This is a genomic window from Plantactinospora sp. ZYX-F-223 (assembly GCF_039649625.1).
Lineage (GTDB): Bacteria > Actinomycetota > Actinomycetes > Mycobacteriales > Micromonosporaceae > Plantactinospora.
Genome location: NZ_JBDJAV010000002.1, coordinates 315482 through 329663 on the forward strand (window position 1 = coordinate 315482; position 14182 = coordinate 329663).

Consider the following 14182-nt stretch of genomic DNA (forward strand, 5'->3'; position numbering starts at 1 on the left):
GTGAGGTAGCCATATGGGAAGGAACAGACCGTCCGGTTCCGCACCGCGCCGCGTCGCCGCCGCGACCGTCGCCCTGCTGCTCTGCACCGCACTCGCCGCATGTCGCGGCGGGGACACCGAGACCGACGCGTCCGGGGTGAAGACCGACGTCGGGGTCACCGCCGAGCCGTGTCCGGAGGCGGTGGACCGGAACAAGGGCTGCATCTATCTCGGCATCATCTCCGACCTGACCGAAGGGCCGTTCCGGGCGCTGGCGGTGCCGATCACCGACGCGCAGAAGGCGTTCTGGAAGCGGGTCAACACCGCCGGCGGGATCGGCGACTACGAGGTCGACGTGACCCGCTGGATCCGGGACAACAAATACAACCCACAGACGCACAACCAGGTGTACCAGGAGATGAAGCCGAACGTGCTGGCCCTGGCCCAGACCCTCGGCTCGCCGACCACCGCCGCCATCCTGGCCGACATGTTGGCCAGCAGCGTGGTCGCGGCGCCGGCCGCCTGGACCTCGGCGTACGCCTTCGAGGACGTGATCGTCGAGTCCGGCGCCAACTACTGCCTGGAGTCGATGAACGCGCTCGACTACGCCCGCGAGGCGCACGGGGTGAAGTCGGTGCTGGCCGTACACCTGGCCGGGGACTACGGCGACGATGCGGCGGCCGGCGCCAAGCTCGCCGCGCAGAGCCTCGGGCTGGGCTTCACCGCGGTGAAGACCGACTCCGGCGCGGACAAGCAGGCCGGTGCGATCCAGGCGATCCTCTCCGGCCGGCCCGACCTGGTGATCCTGACCATGGGACCGGCCGACGCGGCGGCGATCGTGGGCCAGGCGGCGGCCCGGGGCTTCACCGGCCGGTTCATCGGTACCAGCCCGACCTGGAATCCGGCGCTGTTGCAGAGTGCCGCCGCCCCCGCCCTGCTGGCCCGGTACGAGCAGACCGCGCCGTGGGACGCGTGGGGCACCGACACACCGGGGCACCAGGCGCTGCGCCAGGCGCTGGGCCAGGTCACCCCGAACGACGGGTACACCGCCGGCTGGGTGTGGTCGTATCCGATGAAGGCCGCGCTGACCAAGGCGGTGGCCGACGGCGACCTGACCCGGGCCGGGCTGCTGGCCGCGGTCAAGTCGCTGACCTCGGTCGACTACGAGGGCATGTTGCCGGCCGGCGCCGGCAACTACGCCGCCGGGCCGAACGACGGGGCGGTCCGGGTCTCCGCGGTGTACCGGCCGGACCGGGCCGCCCCGACCGGGGTGACGCAGGTCCGGCCGCTGACCGCGGGCCCGACCGCGCAGGCGTACACCCTGGACCGGCCCTGCTACGAGAAGCTCTGACCAGCGCGGGACCGGCCACCCGGGGGATCCGGGTGGGCCGGGGTTGAGCGGGCCGCGGTCGACCGGTCAACGGGCCAGCCGGTCGACCGCGGCCACCACCGCGCCGGCACCGTCCTCGGCCGCCAGCCGGTCGCCGAGGGCCCGGGCCCGGCGCCGCAGCCCCGGCTCGGTCACCGCCGCCCGGATCGCGGCGGCCAGTCCGGTCTCGTCGAGCCGGCCGTACGGCAGCACCGCCGGGCCGACCCCGAGGGCGGTCAGCCGGGCGGCCCAGAACGGCTGGTCGGCGAGGATCGGTACCGGCACCGCCGGCACCCCGGCGCGGAGTCCGGCACCGGTGGTACCGGAACCGGCGTGGTGGACCAGCGCGGCCATCCGGGGAAAGAGCCACTCGTGCGGTACGTCCCCGACGGCGAGCAGGTCCCCGTCGGGTCCCGGCGCGGCGCCGCCCAGCCCTTGGAGAACGCCGCGTACCCCGGCCCGGCGCAGCGCACCGGCGACCAGGGCGTGCAGTCCGTCCCGGCTGTCGGCCAGGCTGCCGAAGCCGACGTAGACCGGGGGCGGGCCGGCGGCGAGGAAGTCGACCAGTTCGGCCGGTGGGCACCAGCCGGGGTGGGCCAGCGGCCACCAGTAGCCGACCACGTCCAGCCCGGCCGGCCAGTCCCGTGGCCGGGGCAGCACGGCCGGGCTGAACCCGTGCAGCACCGCCCAGCCGTCTGCGGCGGCGTGGTGCTCCAGCCGGGCGAGTCCGACCGGTGGCAGGCCGAGTTGCGCGCGCAGCCGGCGGGAGGCGTCGGCGTACACCCGGTGGGCGAGTCGCCGGCCGAGCCGGCCGGCGAGCCGGTTGCCCCAGCCGCCCAGGGACCGCAGGCCCAGCACGATCGGTGGAAACGCGCTGGTGGGAGCGGTCGGCTGGAGGAAGACGCCGAGGCTCGGGATGCCGTGGTACTGCGCCACCGAGTAGCCCAGCGGCGCGGTCGTGCTGGACAGCAGCAGTACGTCGGTGTCCGCCCCGGCCGCGTTCGCGATGCCGGTGCCGAGGTCGCCGACGAACCGGCCGCCGAGCCGGACGAAGTCGACCAGCCCGGGGGCGCCCGGCACGGTCCAGGACCGGTGTTCGCCAGCGGTGGCGGCCCGGATCGCGGAGAGGTCGCCGGCGATCGGCCGGAAGTCGAGGCCGGCCCCGGTGACCAGGTCGGCGTACGGGGCCGGGGCAGCGACCGCCACCCGGTGGCCGGCGGCCCGTAACCGGGCACCGAGGCCGGTGTATGGCGCGACATCGCCGAGGGAGCCGGCGGTGACGATCAGCACCCGCATGGCGACCTCCCGGTGGGCCGGGGCTCCGGCCAGCGGCGCGTTCTCGCGCATGGGCCGGCTGTCGCGGGGTAACTGGAGTGTACGTCCGTCTGGCATCCGGGTCGGGGCCTTCGCGGAGAAGCGCCGCCGGAAAGGGGCCCGCTCCTGCCCTGCGGAAGCCGGTGTGGCCTTCCGAGGATTCTCCGCACCTCCTGCGGGTAGATGGCCGGATGACGTTCAGATCCGGGCGGTACGAGACGAACCGCAAGGAGGCGTCCGAGCCGCTTGCCGGCGGCATCGGTGAGCGGCGTCCCCGCGTAATGATCATCTACGCCAGCGCGGGCGCCGGGCACGACGGCGCGAGCCGCGAACTGGCCAGCCGGCTGCGCGAACGCGGCCTGCTGGCGGACTGCGTGGACCTGGCCGACATCTTCCCGTGGGGACTGGGCCGGCTGCTTCGCGGCACCTACCACGGAATGCTGAGCCGGCTGCCGTGGATCTACGGGCTGCTCTTCGCGATCGGCGGCAATTTCAGCCGGGCCGCGCCGATCACCCGGGCACTGCTCCGACCGGTGTGGCCACGGGTGCTCCGGATGCTGCCTCCGGACACCCGGGCGGTGGTGTCGACGTACCCGGTGGTCAGCCAGATCGTCGGGCCGCTGCGCCGGGAGGGGCGGCTCGCCGTACCGGTGATCACCTATCTGACCGACTTCGCGGTGAACCCGATCTGGGTGTCGCCCGGCATCGACGTGCACTGCGCCGCGCACCGCACCACCCGGGCCGAGGCCCGGGCGCTCGGCGCCGGCGAGGTCCGGGTGGCCGGCCGGCTGGTCTCGGCCGGCTTCCGCCCGGGGGCGGCGGCGGAGAAGCGCCGCGCCCGCGAGCGCCTCGGCCTGCCCGCCGACGCCCGGCTGGCGCTGCTGGTCGCCGGCTCCTGGGGGGTCGGCGCGGTGGCCCGGACGGCGGCCGAGATCGCGCGTACCGGGGCGGCGGTCCCGGTGGTGGTCTGCGGCCGCAACGAGGCGCTGTTCCGCCGGCTGGAGCGGCGCCGCACCGGATATGTCTTCGGCTGGGTCGACGACATGCCGGAGTTGCTGCGCGCCGCCGACGTCCTGGTCGAGAACGCCGGCGGTCTCACCGCGCTGGAGGCGATGGCCTGCGGCCTGCCGGTCGCGACCTACCGGCCGATCCCCGGGCACGGCCGGGCGAACGCGGCCACCATGGCCCGGGCCGGGGTGGCGACCTGGGTACGCCGCGCCGCCGACCTGGGCCCCACCCTGGTCCGGCTCGCCGACGGTGCGGCCGGCGAGCGGCAGCGGGCCGCCGGGCTGGCCCTCTTCGAGACCGATCCCGCGACGGTGGTCGCCGACGTCGCCCGGGGCGGTGCCATGGCCGGACCGACGGAGGGGCCCGGACGGGAGGTGGTGTCCCCGTTCGACGCCGCCGGCCCGGCCACCACCCCGTCGTCGCTGGTCGACCAGCCGCTCGGCGCTGCCGGGCTGGTCGGCGGTGCGACGCCGCTCGACGCCCCCGCCCTGGTTGACGACGCCCCCGCCCTGGTTGACGGTGTGACGCCGGCCGACCCGGAGCTGCCGGCCGAGGTCCCGGCCGGCGTGGCCGGGGTGCCGTCCCGCCGGACGCTGACCCGCTGGGTGGGGCTGCGGGCCGGCGTGGCGAGATTGCGGATTGGCGTGGACCAGCCCCGGACCGACGGTGGGCACCCGGACCGGCAAGGCTGAGGTGGGGGCCACAGACCGTGCCGCCCGGCCTGTCCCGGGGGCGCCGGCCGGCCGGCCCGGTGCCGGGGCGGTCCGGTCGGCCCGATCCGGAGGTGCGACCCCGTGAACGGCATCGCCATCCTGCTCGGACTCGCCTCGGCCGCTTGCTTCGCGGTGAGCTCGGTACTGGAGCAGCGCGCCGCCAAACGGGAACGGCCGACCCGGACCATCGATCCGCGGCTGCTGTTACGGCTGCTGCACCGGCGGTTGTGGCTGCTCGGCTGGCTGCCGGACGCCCTCGGCACCTTCCTGCAGGCGCTGGCGCTGCGCTTCGGCGCGCTCGCCCTGGTCGAACCGCTGCTGGTCAGCGGGCTCTTCATGGCGATTCCGCTGGAGGCGGCCCTCGAGCGGCGCCGGCCGCACCGCCGGGACATGCTGGTGGTGGTGATCGGGGTGATCGGGCTGACCGGGTTCCTGCTCGCCGCGAACCCGCGCGGTGGGGTGGAGGAGCCGAAGGCGTGGGCCTGGATCGGGGTGGGTGCCGCGATCGGCGCGCTGGTCACCATCTGTCTGCTGGTGGCCTGGCGGACCCAGGACGCGACCCGGGGCCTGATGCTGGGCATCGCCACCGGACTGCTGTACGCGATGGCCGCCGCCCTGGTGAAGAGCGTGATCGAGAAGCTGCCGGACCATCCGGGCGAGGTCCTCACGGACTGGCACCTCTACGTCCTCATCCTGGTCGGCGGTACCGCGCTGACGCTGAACCAGAACGCCTTCCAGGGCGGCCCGATCGCCGCCCCGCTGACCGCGATCGCCCTGCTCGACCCCTTCACCAGCGTGCTGATCGGGGTCTTCGCCTTCGAGGAGAAACTGTCGCTGGAGGGGCCCCGGCTCTTCTTCGGCCTGGTCGCGGTCGGGGCGATGAGCATCGGCATCTGGCTGGCCCGGCGTACCCAGTCAAGCTGACACGCCGACCCGCGACCGTCGATCCGCCAGCCGACCCGCCCGGCTGGGGGTACGCCGCGGCGGGCGGGCGAACACGCCGAGAGGAATTCGCCAGGCCGCACCGCCGAGCGTGGGAATTTGGGTACTCTCGGTGAAGATTACTTAGCGCGAGTGGTGGGTTACGACCAATCCGGCGCGGCGGTCTGGCGCGGCCCCGCTGAGCCGGCTGGACCTCGCGAGAGGCGGCAGCGTGCTTCATCTGACCGACGACGCTCCCGATCATCCGTCCGCGGATCGGCCGGGTGGGCGCCGGCAGCCGGACACCGTACTGGCCGGGGAGAACTTCCCGGTCGCGCTGCGCGTCCTGCCGGCACGGATCCGCCGGCACCTGCTCGCCCTCTACTGGTACGCCCGCTACGTCGACGACCTCGGCGACGAGCCGGACGAGGCAGGCCGGGACGAGACGCCGGCCACCCGGCTCGCCAGGCTGGACCGGTTCGACCGCGAGGTACGCGCCCTCTACCACGGCCGCCTGCCCCGGCACCCGGTACTGGTCCGGCTGGCGCCCACCGTGGTCGACTGCCGGCTGCCGGTCGACCCGCTGCTCCGGTTGATCGAGGCGAACCGGCGCGACCAGGTGGTGAGCCGCTACCCGACCTTCGGCGCCCTGGTCGACTACTGCCACCTCTCCGCCGACCCGGTCGGCGAGCTGGTGCTGCACGTCTTCGACGCCGCCTCGCCGACCCGGATCCGGCTCTCCGACCGGATCTGCACCGCGTTGCAGGTGGTCGAGCATCTCCAGGACGTCGCCGAGGACCGGCGCCGGGGCCGGATCTACCTGCCGACCGAGGAGTTGGTCGCGGCCGGGGTGTCCGAGCAGGACCTCGACGCGCCCCGGGCCGGCGACCGGCTCCGTACCGTCGTCCGGCGCCAGGCGCAGCGCGCCGCCGACCTGCTCGACGCCGGTGCGCCGCTCGTCGGCGATCTGCACGGCTGGGCCCGGCTGGCCGTCGGCGGGTACGTCGCCGGTGGGCGGGCCGCGCTCGCCGCACTGGCCCGGGCCGACCACGACCCGCTGCCCGGGCCGCCCAAACCGAGCCGGGCCGGGATCGCCGCCGCCTGGATCAGGTCGTACTGGCCGCCTCGGGCCGCCCTGCGCCCGAGCGGGGTGCGCGGATGACCGCCGACGCCGGGCTGGAGCGCGCCTACCGCGAGTGCGCCCGGGTGACCCGCAGCCAGGCGCGCAACTTCTCGTACGGGATCCGGCTGCTCCGCCCCGACCGGCGCGCCGCGCTCTGCGCCGTGTACGCCGTCGCCCGGCGCATCGACGACATCGGCGACGGCGACCTGCCCGCCGCCACCAAGCTGGCCCGGCTCGACCAGGTCCGGGCGGCGCTGCACCGGCTGCCGGAGGCCGGCGGGGACCCGGTACTGATCGCCCTGGCCGACGCCGCGGCCCGGCTGCCGATTCCGGTGACCGCCTTCGACGAACTCATCGACGGCTGCGTGGCGGACGTCCGGGGCGCCCGCTACTCCACGTTCGAGGAACTGGTCGGCTACTGCCGCTGCGTCGCCGGGTCGATCGGCCGGCTCTCGCTCGGTGTCTTCGCCCTCCGGCCCTCGGCGGACCGGGCGGCCGCCGCCGAACTCGCCGACACCCTGGGCATCGCGCTGCAACTGACCAACATCCTCCGGGACATCGTGGAGGACCGGGCCGCCGGCCGGATCTACCTGCCCCGCCGCGACCTGGAGCGGTTCGGCTGCACCCTGGAACTCGGCCCGGACGGCGCGTTGACCGACCCGCCGGACCGGCTCGCCGCACTGCTCCGCTGGCAGGCGCACCGGGCCGAGCGCTATTACCAGACCGGGCTGCGGCTGCTGCCGCTGCTGGACCGGCGCAGTGCCGCCTGCGTGGCGGCGATGGCCGGGATCTACCACCGGCTGCTGGCCCGGATGGTCGCCGACCCGTTGGCGGTGACCCGGCAGCGGGTCTCGCTGCCCGGCTGGGAGAAGGCGTACGTTGCGGCGCGGGCGATGACCCGGAGCGCACCGTGACCGACGGAGGAGTCTGCGTGGTGGGCGGTGGACTGGCCGGCATCGCCTCGGCGGTGCGGCTGCTCGACGCCGGGCACCGGGTGACCCTGGTGGAGGCCCGTCCCGCGCTCGGCGGCGCGACCTACTCGTTCCGGCGCGGCGAACTGACCGTGGACACCGGACAACACGTCTTCCTCCGCTGCTACCAGCAGTACCGTGACCTGCTCGTCCGGCTCGGCAGCGCCGACCGGGCCGCCGTGCAGGACGGGTTCGCGGTGCCGATCCTGCGGGTCGGCGGGCGGCCGCACGTACTGGCCAGCAACCGCCGGCTGCCGGCCCCGGCCCACCTGCTGCCGGCCCTACTCGGCTACCGCCCGCTGCGGGTCGGGCAGCGGCTGGCGGCGGTCCGGGCCGCAGCCGCGCTGCGCCGGGTCGAGCCGGACGACCCGGCCGCCGACCGGGTCAGCTTCGGCGCCTGGTTGGCCGCGCACGGGCAGGATGCGCCGACCGTGGCCCGGCTCTGGGAGCTGATCTGCACCGCGGCCCTGAACGCCCCGCCGGACCGGGCCTCGCTGGCGCTGGCCGCCCGGGTCTTCCGGACCGGGCTGCTCGACCGGGCCGACGCCGCCGACATCGGCCGGCCGACCGCGCCACTGTCCGAGCTGCACGGCGGCCCGGCCACCGCACTGCTCCGGCAGCGCGGCGCGACGGTCCGCACCGGCGTACGGGTCCAGCGGATCCGTACCGACCAGGGGCGGTTCCAGGTCTCCGGCGACGGCATCGAGCTGACCGCCGACGCGGTGGTGTTGGCGGTGCCGCATCCGCAGGCCGCCCGGCTGGTGCCGGACGAGGCCGCTCCGGACCGGGCGCGCTGGGCCCGACTGGGTGCCGCGCCCATCGTCAACGTGCACGTGCACTACCAGCAGCGGGTCACCGACCTGGAGTTCGCCGCCGGGCTGGACACCCCGGTGCAGTGGGTCTTCGACCGGACCCCGCCCGGTGGGTCCGGCCAGTATCTGGTGGTCTCCATCTCCGCCGCCGAGCAGGTGCTGACCGTCCGGGCGAGCGAGCTGGTCCGGACCTATCTGAATGCGCTCGCGGAACTCTTCCCGGCGGCCCGGCAGGCCCGGGTCCGGGACGCGTTCGTGACCCGGGAACCCCGGGCGACGTTCCGGCAGGAGCCGGGTTCCCGCAGCGCCCGGCCACCGGCCCAGACCCGGGCGCCCGGGCTGGCCCTGGCCGGCGCCTGGACCGACACCGGGTGGCCGGACACGATGGAGGGCGCGGTACGCAGCGGCCACCGCGCCGCCGACGTGGTCCTCGCCCACCTCGGGTCGACACCGACCGAGACGCCAGGCGCCGGCATGACCGGGCGCGGCGAGGTCATCGAGAGGCTCGGTTGTCGAGGTCATGGCGATGACGAGCGTAGCGAGGAGACGGTATGACCGAGCGGAGCTCGGGCATCAGGCAGCTCAGTTGTCGAGGTCATGGCGACGACGGGCGCAGCGAGGAGACGGTATGACCGAGCGGAGCTCGGGCATCAGGCAGCTCAGTTGTCGAGGTCATGGCGACGACGAGCGCAGCGAGGAGACGACATGACCGTGATGCTGCCCAGCGTCCTCGCCCAGGTGGACGAACTCGTCCAGCCCGAGATCCGGGCGACGCTGGAACGGATCGACGAGCGCACCCGGCTGGTCGCCGGCTACCAGCTCGGCTACTGGGACACCTCCGGCGAGCCCGCCGGCCGGGGCGGCAAGGGGCTGCGCCCGGCCCTGGCGCTGCTCTCGGCCCAGGCTGCCGGCCAGCCGGTACGCCGGGGCCTGCCGGCGGCGGTCGCGGTGGAGCTGGTGCACAACTTCTCGCTGCTGCACGACGACGTCATCGATGGTGACCTGGAGCGGCGGCACCGGCCGACGGCCTGGGCGGCGTTCGGTGTCGGGCCGGCGATCCTGGCCGGGGACGCCCTGCTCGGCCTCGCCGACGAGGTGCTGGCGGACGACTCCGCCCTGGACGTACGCGCGGGACTGGCCACCATGCACACGGCGATCCGCCGGCTGATCGCCGGGCAGGCGGCGGACGTGGCGTTCGAGTCCCGGGCCGACGTCACCCTCGAGGAGTGCCTCGCGATGGCCCGGGACAAGACGGCGGCGCTGCTCTCCTGCTCCGCGACGCTCGGCGCGGTGCTCTGCGGCGCCCCGCCGGCGCTGGTGGACGGCCTGTCCCGGTACGGGGAACGCCTCGGCCTGGCCTTCCAGCTCGTGGACGACCTGCTCGGCATCTGGGGCGAACCGGCGGTCACCGGTAAGCCGGTGCTGTCGGACCTGCGGGCCCGGAAGAAGTCGGTCCCGGTGGTCCGGGCCCTCACCTCGGGCGGTCCGGCCGGCGACCAACTCGCCGAGCTGTACGCCCGGCCGGGCGACCTCTCCGACCCGGACCTGGGTCTGGCCGCCGCCCTGATCGAGGAGACCGGCGCCCGGGACTGGACCGAGAAGCAGGCCGACCGGCTGCTCACCGAGGCGCTGGCCGAGCTGGACCAGTTGGGCGAGCCCGGCTCGGCCGCGGAACGCTCCGGCGTGCACGCCGACCTGGTGGCGATCGCGCACTTCATGACGGGACGGGACCACTGATGGGCTCGACGCTCTCCACCAGCGACGGCAGCCCGACCGGGGTCGGGCCCACGCTCACCGAGCGACGGGGCACCGCCGAGACCGGCGGCGACGGGTCGCGGCACAGCGCCGAGGCGGCCCTGGACCGGGCCCGGGATCTGCTGCTGTCCCGGCAGCAGCCGGGCGGCTGGTGGCAGGGCGAGCTGGAGACCAACGTGACGATGGAGGCCGAGGACCTGCTGCTGCGGGAGTTCCTGGGCATTCGTACCGAGGTGGAGACCGCGCCGACGGCCCGGTGGATCCGGTCGAAGCAGGGCGCGGACGGCGCCTGGGCGACCTTCTACGGCGGGCCGGGCGACCTCTCCACCACCATCGAGGCGTACGCGGCGCTGCGGCTGGCCGGCGACCCGCCGGAGGCGGAGCACATGTGCCGGGCGAGGGAGTTCGTCCTCGCGCGCGGTGGCATCGAGCGCAGCCGGGTCTTCACCCGGCTCTGGCTGGCGCTGTTCGGCGAGTGGCCGTGGCACCGGCTGCCGGCGATCCCGCCCGAGGTGGTGCTGCTGCCGTCGTGGTTTCCGCTCAACGTCTACGACTTCGCCTGCTGGGCCCGGCAGACCATCGTGCCGCTGTCGATCGTCCGCTCGATGCGCCCGGTACGCCCGCTCGGGTTCTCGCTCGGCGAGCTGCGTACCGGTCTGCCGGCGGAGTCGGCGGCGCCGGGGGGCAAGGGCCGCTGGATGCGCCGGCTCGATGCGGCGCTGCGCGGCTACGAGCGCCACCCGGTCGGCCCGGTACGCCGCAACGCGCTGCGCCGGGCGGCGGAGTGGATCGTCGCCCGGCAGGAAGCCGACGGCTCGTGGGGCGGCATCCAGCCACCGTGGGTCTACTCGCTGATCGCGCTGCACCTGCTCGGCTACCCGCTCTCCCATCCGGTGCTGCGCAGCGGGCTGGCCGGGCTGGAGCGGTTCACCGTCCGGGAGGAGACCCCGGACGGCCCGGTACGCCGGCTGGAGGCGTGCCAGTCCCCGGTCTGGGACACCGCGCTGGCGATGGTCGCGCTCGCCGACGCCGGGGTGTCGGCCGACCATCCGGCGCTGACCACCGCCGCCGACTGGCTGCTGGCCGAGGAGATCCGGGTCCCCGGCGACTGGTCGGTACGCCGCCCCCGGGTCGCCCCCGGCGGCTGGGCGTTCGAGTTCGACAACGACGGCTATCCGGACACCGACGACACCGCCGAGGTGCTGCTCGCGCTGCGGCGTACCGGTCCGCCGCCGGAGCTGCGGCCGGCGATGGAGCGTGGGGTCCGGTGGCTGTGCGGGATGCAGTCCGCCGACGGCGGCTGGGCCGCGTTCGACGCGGACAACACCCGAGTGATCGCCCGTGACCTGCCGTTCTGCGATTTCGGTGAGGTGGTCGACCCGCCGAGCGCGGACGTCACCGCGCACGTGGTGGAGGCGCTCTGCGCGGAGGGGCTGGCCGGCTCGATCCCGGTCCGCCGGGGCGTGTCCTGGCTGCTGCGCCAGCAGGAGGCGGACGGATCCTGGTTCGGCCGGTGGGGTGCCAACCACGTCTACGGGACCGGGGCGGTGGTGCCGGCCCTGATCGCCGCCGGGGTACGCCGGGACGATCCGGCGGTCACCCGGGCGGTCTGCTGGCTGCACCGGCGGCAGAACGCCGACGGCGGCTGGGGCGAGGACATGCGCTCGTACCGCGATCCGGCCTGGCGCGGGCAGGGCGACTCCACCGCCTCGCAGACCGCATGGGCGCTGCTGGCCCTGCACGCCGCCCGCTCCGACGACTCGGCGTCGATCCGGCGCGGGGTGGACTGGCTGGTGCGTACCCAGCGGCCGGACGGCGGCTGGGACGAGCCGCAGTTCACCGGCACCGGTTTTCCCGGGGACTTCTACATCAACTACCACCTGTACCGGCTGGTGTTCCCGGTCAGCGCCCTCGGCCGGTTGCTGCGCGACCCGGACGACTTCGCGCGGCTGCGCACCGATCCGGGAGAGCCCAGTTGAACAACGGGAACTGGGTGCTGTTCGCACCGATGCGGGCGGAGGCCCTCGCGCTGCGGCGCGGCCTGCCGCCGGGCGCACCGCTGCGGCGTACCGGTCGGGGACCGGCCCGGGCCACCCGGGTCGCCGCCGGCTACCGCGACGCCGCCGCGCTGGCGGTGGCCGGGATCGCCGGCGGCCTGGTGCCGACGCTGCGCACCGGGGACGTGGTGGTGGCCACCGAGGTACGCCGGGCCGGCGTCGTCGGCGGCGCCCCGGTACCCTGCCCGGCCGCCCCGATGATCGCGGCGGCGCTGCGCCGGCGCGGCCTGACCGTCCACCTCGGACCGGTGGTGACCAGCCGGCGGATCGTTGACGGCGCCGACCGGACCCGGCTCGCCGGCACCGGCGCGATCGCCGTGGACACCGAGTCGGCGGCGCTGCTGGCCGGCGCCGCCGGCCGCCCGATCGCCTGCGTCCGGGTGGTCGCCGACGTGCCACCACATCCGCTGTACCGGCCGGCGACGCTCGGCCGGGTGCTCGCGGCGCTGCGGGTGCTGCCGCAGCTCGGCCCGGCCCTGTCGGAGTGGGCGGCGGCGACCACGGCCCGGCAGGTGGTGCTGGCCGCGCCCCGGTCGTTCTGTGCCGGGGTGGAACGGGCGATCAGCGTGGTGGAGCAGGCGCTGGACCGGCACGGCCCGCCGGTCTACGTCCGCAAGCAGATCGTGCACAACCTGCACGTCATCGCCGACCTGCAACGCCGGGGCGCGGTCTTCGTCGACGAGTTGACCGAGGTCCCGGACGGCGCGACCACGGTCTTCTCCGCGCACGGGGTGGCGCCGGCCGTCCGGCAGACCGCCGCCGAACGGGGTCTGCCGGTGATCGACGCGACCTGCCCACTGGTGACCAAGGTGCACAGCGAGGCCCGCCGGTTCGTCGGGCGGGGCAACACGGTGCTGCTGATCGGGCACGCCGGGCACGAGGAGACCGAGGGCACCCTCGGCGAGGCGCCCGGCCGGATCGCGCTGGTGGAGTCGGTCGGCGACGCGGAACGGATCGAGGTCGCCGACCCGGACCGGGTGTCGTACCTGGTGCAGACCACCCTGGCCGTGGACGAGGTGGCCGGGGTCCTCGACGTACTCCGGCGGCGGTTCCCCGCGCTGACCGGCCCGGCCTCCGACGACATCTGCTACGCCACCACGAACCGGCAGGCGGCGCTGCGCGAGGTGGCCGCCGTCGCCGACGTGGTACTGGTGCTCGGCTCGGCCAATTCCTCGAACTCCCGGCGCCTGGTCGAGGTGACCGAGCGCGGGGGCACCCCGGCGTACCTGATCGACGACGTCGACCAGGTCGACCTGCGCTGGCTCGCCGGGGTACGGACGGTCGGCGTGACCGCCGGTGCGTCGGCGCCGCCGTGGCTGGTCGACCAGACCGTGGCGGCACTGGCCGGGCTCGGTGCCGGCGCGGTACGGGAGCACACCACCCGTACCGAGGACGTGCATTTCACCCTTCCCAAGGAGATCCGAACGCCTTGACATCCTCCACCGTCCTAAAGGGCGGGGATTCCCTTGGTCGCCCTTGGGTTTTCCTGCTTCAACACCGACCGCCTCGTCCGGGCATCCGCCCGTTGAGGTCTTACACCGGCTCCACAGGCCGTAACGGAGAGCCCCTCCGCCAGAATGTTGCGGGCCGCGTTGACGTCACGGTCGTGGATAGTGCCACATCGGCAGGTCCACGTCCGCACGTCCAGCAGCATCCGCTCAGCGAGAACACCACACGTCGAGCAGAGCTTGGACGACGGGAACCAACGGTCGACAACGACCAGGTCCCGGCCGTGCCAGTCGGCTTTGTATTCGAGCATGGTGCGGAACTGCCGCCAGGCCGCATCGCTGATGGCGCGGGCCAGAGGGCGGTTTTTGACCATGTTACGCACGGTCACGAACCAGCGTCCCGCCGCGTCCTGCGACACCGTCACCGTGGACGGCGACGCACCCTCGGGCAACGGCCGCGACCACAGGATGTCCAACGGCTCGGCCATCTTCGCCAAGGTCAGCCGGCCGTCGCGCCAGCGGAACGCGCTGGTGGTGTACTCCGCCGACTTGCGCGACTTCTTTTTGGACTTGAAGCTCGGGTACCGGGCGCGCTTGGCGAAGAAGTTGACGAACGCGCCTTGCAGATGCCGAAGGGCCTGCTGCAATGGCACCGACGACACCTCGTTGAGGAACGCCAGTTCCTCGGTCTTCTTCCACGCCGTGAGCATCG

The 14182-nt window shown here is 74.6% G+C and carries 11 protein-coding genes; 9 read left to right on the plus strand and 2 right to left on the minus strand.

Annotated elements, in window-relative coordinates:
* Positions 1-13: 13 nt before the first annotated feature.
* Positions 14-1330, plus strand: a complete 1317-nt coding sequence (locus AAH979_RS03715; protein ID WP_346256562.1) for an ABC transporter substrate-binding protein — start codon at positions 14-16, stop codon at positions 1328-1330.
* Positions 1331-1396: 66 nt separating this feature from the next.
* Here AAH979_RS03715 and AAH979_RS03720 read toward each other — a convergent pair whose 3' ends face one another.
* Positions 1397-2695: a glycosyltransferase gene (locus AAH979_RS03720; RefSeq protein WP_346256563.1), complete on the minus strand. Its 1299-nt coding sequence runs from the start codon at positions 2693-2695 to the stop codon at positions 1397-1399.
* Between the two features lie 158 nt (positions 2696-2853).
* Between AAH979_RS03720 and AAH979_RS03725 the strand changes: the two genes are divergently transcribed.
* The 8 genes from AAH979_RS03725 (at position 2854) to ispH (ending at position 13455) form a co-directional block, all read left to right on the plus strand.
* Entirely contained in the window at positions 2854-4362 is a 1509-nt protein-coding gene (locus AAH979_RS03725; RefSeq protein ID WP_346256564.1) for a glycosyltransferase, read from the plus strand.
* 102 nt (positions 4363-4464) lie between these two features.
* Positions 4465-5307 (plus strand): DMT family transporter, encoded by an 843-nt coding sequence (locus tag AAH979_RS03730; RefSeq protein WP_346256565.1) that lies wholly within the window; start codon positions 4465-4467, stop codon positions 5305-5307.
* 229 nt (positions 5308-5536) lie between these two features.
* Positions 5537-6466: a squalene synthase HpnC gene (gene hpnC / locus AAH979_RS03735; protein ID WP_346256566.1), complete on the plus strand. Its 930-nt coding sequence runs from the start codon at positions 5537-5539 to the stop codon at positions 6464-6466.
* Positions 6463-7341, plus strand: a complete 879-nt coding sequence (gene hpnD / locus AAH979_RS03740) for a presqualene diphosphate synthase HpnD (protein ID WP_346256567.1) — start codon at positions 6463-6465, stop codon at positions 7339-7341. The genes hpnC and hpnD overlap by 4 nt, the downstream gene beginning before the upstream one ends.
* Positions 7338-8765, plus strand: a complete 1428-nt coding sequence (gene hpnE / locus AAH979_RS03745; protein WP_346256568.1) for a hydroxysqualene dehydroxylase HpnE — start codon at positions 7338-7340, stop codon at positions 8763-8765. The genes hpnD and hpnE overlap by 4 nt, the downstream gene beginning before the upstream one ends.
* A gap of 150 nt (positions 8766-8915) precedes the next feature.
* On the plus strand, positions 8916-9947 hold the full coding sequence (locus tag AAH979_RS03750; protein WP_346256569.1) for a polyprenyl synthetase family protein: 1032 nt from the start codon (positions 8916-8918) through the stop codon (positions 9945-9947).
* Positions 9947-11944 carry a squalene--hopene cyclase gene (gene shc, locus AAH979_RS03755; protein WP_346256570.1) on the plus strand — a complete coding sequence of 666 codons (1998 nt, stop codon included), beginning with the start codon at positions 9947-9949 and terminating at the stop codon, positions 11942-11944. Before AAH979_RS03750 ends, shc begins: the two co-directional genes overlap by 1 nt.
* Complete coding sequence (ispH, locus tag AAH979_RS03760) at positions 11941-13455, plus strand: 4-hydroxy-3-methylbut-2-enyl diphosphate reductase (protein ID WP_346256571.1); 1515 nt, start codon at positions 11941-11943, stop codon at positions 13453-13455. The genes shc and ispH overlap by 4 nt, the downstream gene beginning before the upstream one ends.
* Before the next feature lie 14 nt (positions 13456-13469).
* On the opposite strand, the gene AAH979_RS03765 is transcribed toward ispH, so the two are convergent.
* A partial coding sequence (locus tag AAH979_RS03765; protein WP_346256572.1) for an RNA-guided endonuclease TnpB family protein occupies positions 13470-14182 on the minus strand: 713 nt, incomplete at its 5' end.

Bases quoted from the DNA above. Each gene is read 5' to 3' on its own strand.
- AAH979_RS03715 (WP_346256562.1), top strand. From the start codon at position 14: ATGGGAAGGAACAGACCGTCCGGTTCCGCACCGCGCCGCGTCGCCGCC.
- AAH979_RS03720 (WP_346256563.1), bottom strand. From the start codon at position 2,695: ATGCGCGAGAACGCGCCGCTGGCCGGAGCCCCGGCCCACCGGGAGGTC.
- AAH979_RS03725 (WP_346256564.1), top strand. From the start codon at position 2,854: ATGACGTTCAGATCCGGGCGGTACGAGACGAACCGCAAGGAGGCGTCC.
- hpnD (WP_346256567.1), top strand. From the start codon at position 6,463: ATGACCGCCGACGCCGGGCTGGAGCGCGCCTACCGCGAGTGCGCCCGG.
- AAH979_RS03750 (WP_346256569.1), top strand. From the start codon at position 8,916: ATGACCGTGATGCTGCCCAGCGTCCTCGCCCAGGTGGACGAACTCGTC.
- shc (WP_346256570.1), top strand. From the start codon at position 9,947: ATGGGCTCGACGCTCTCCACCAGCGACGGCAGCCCGACCGGGGTCGGG.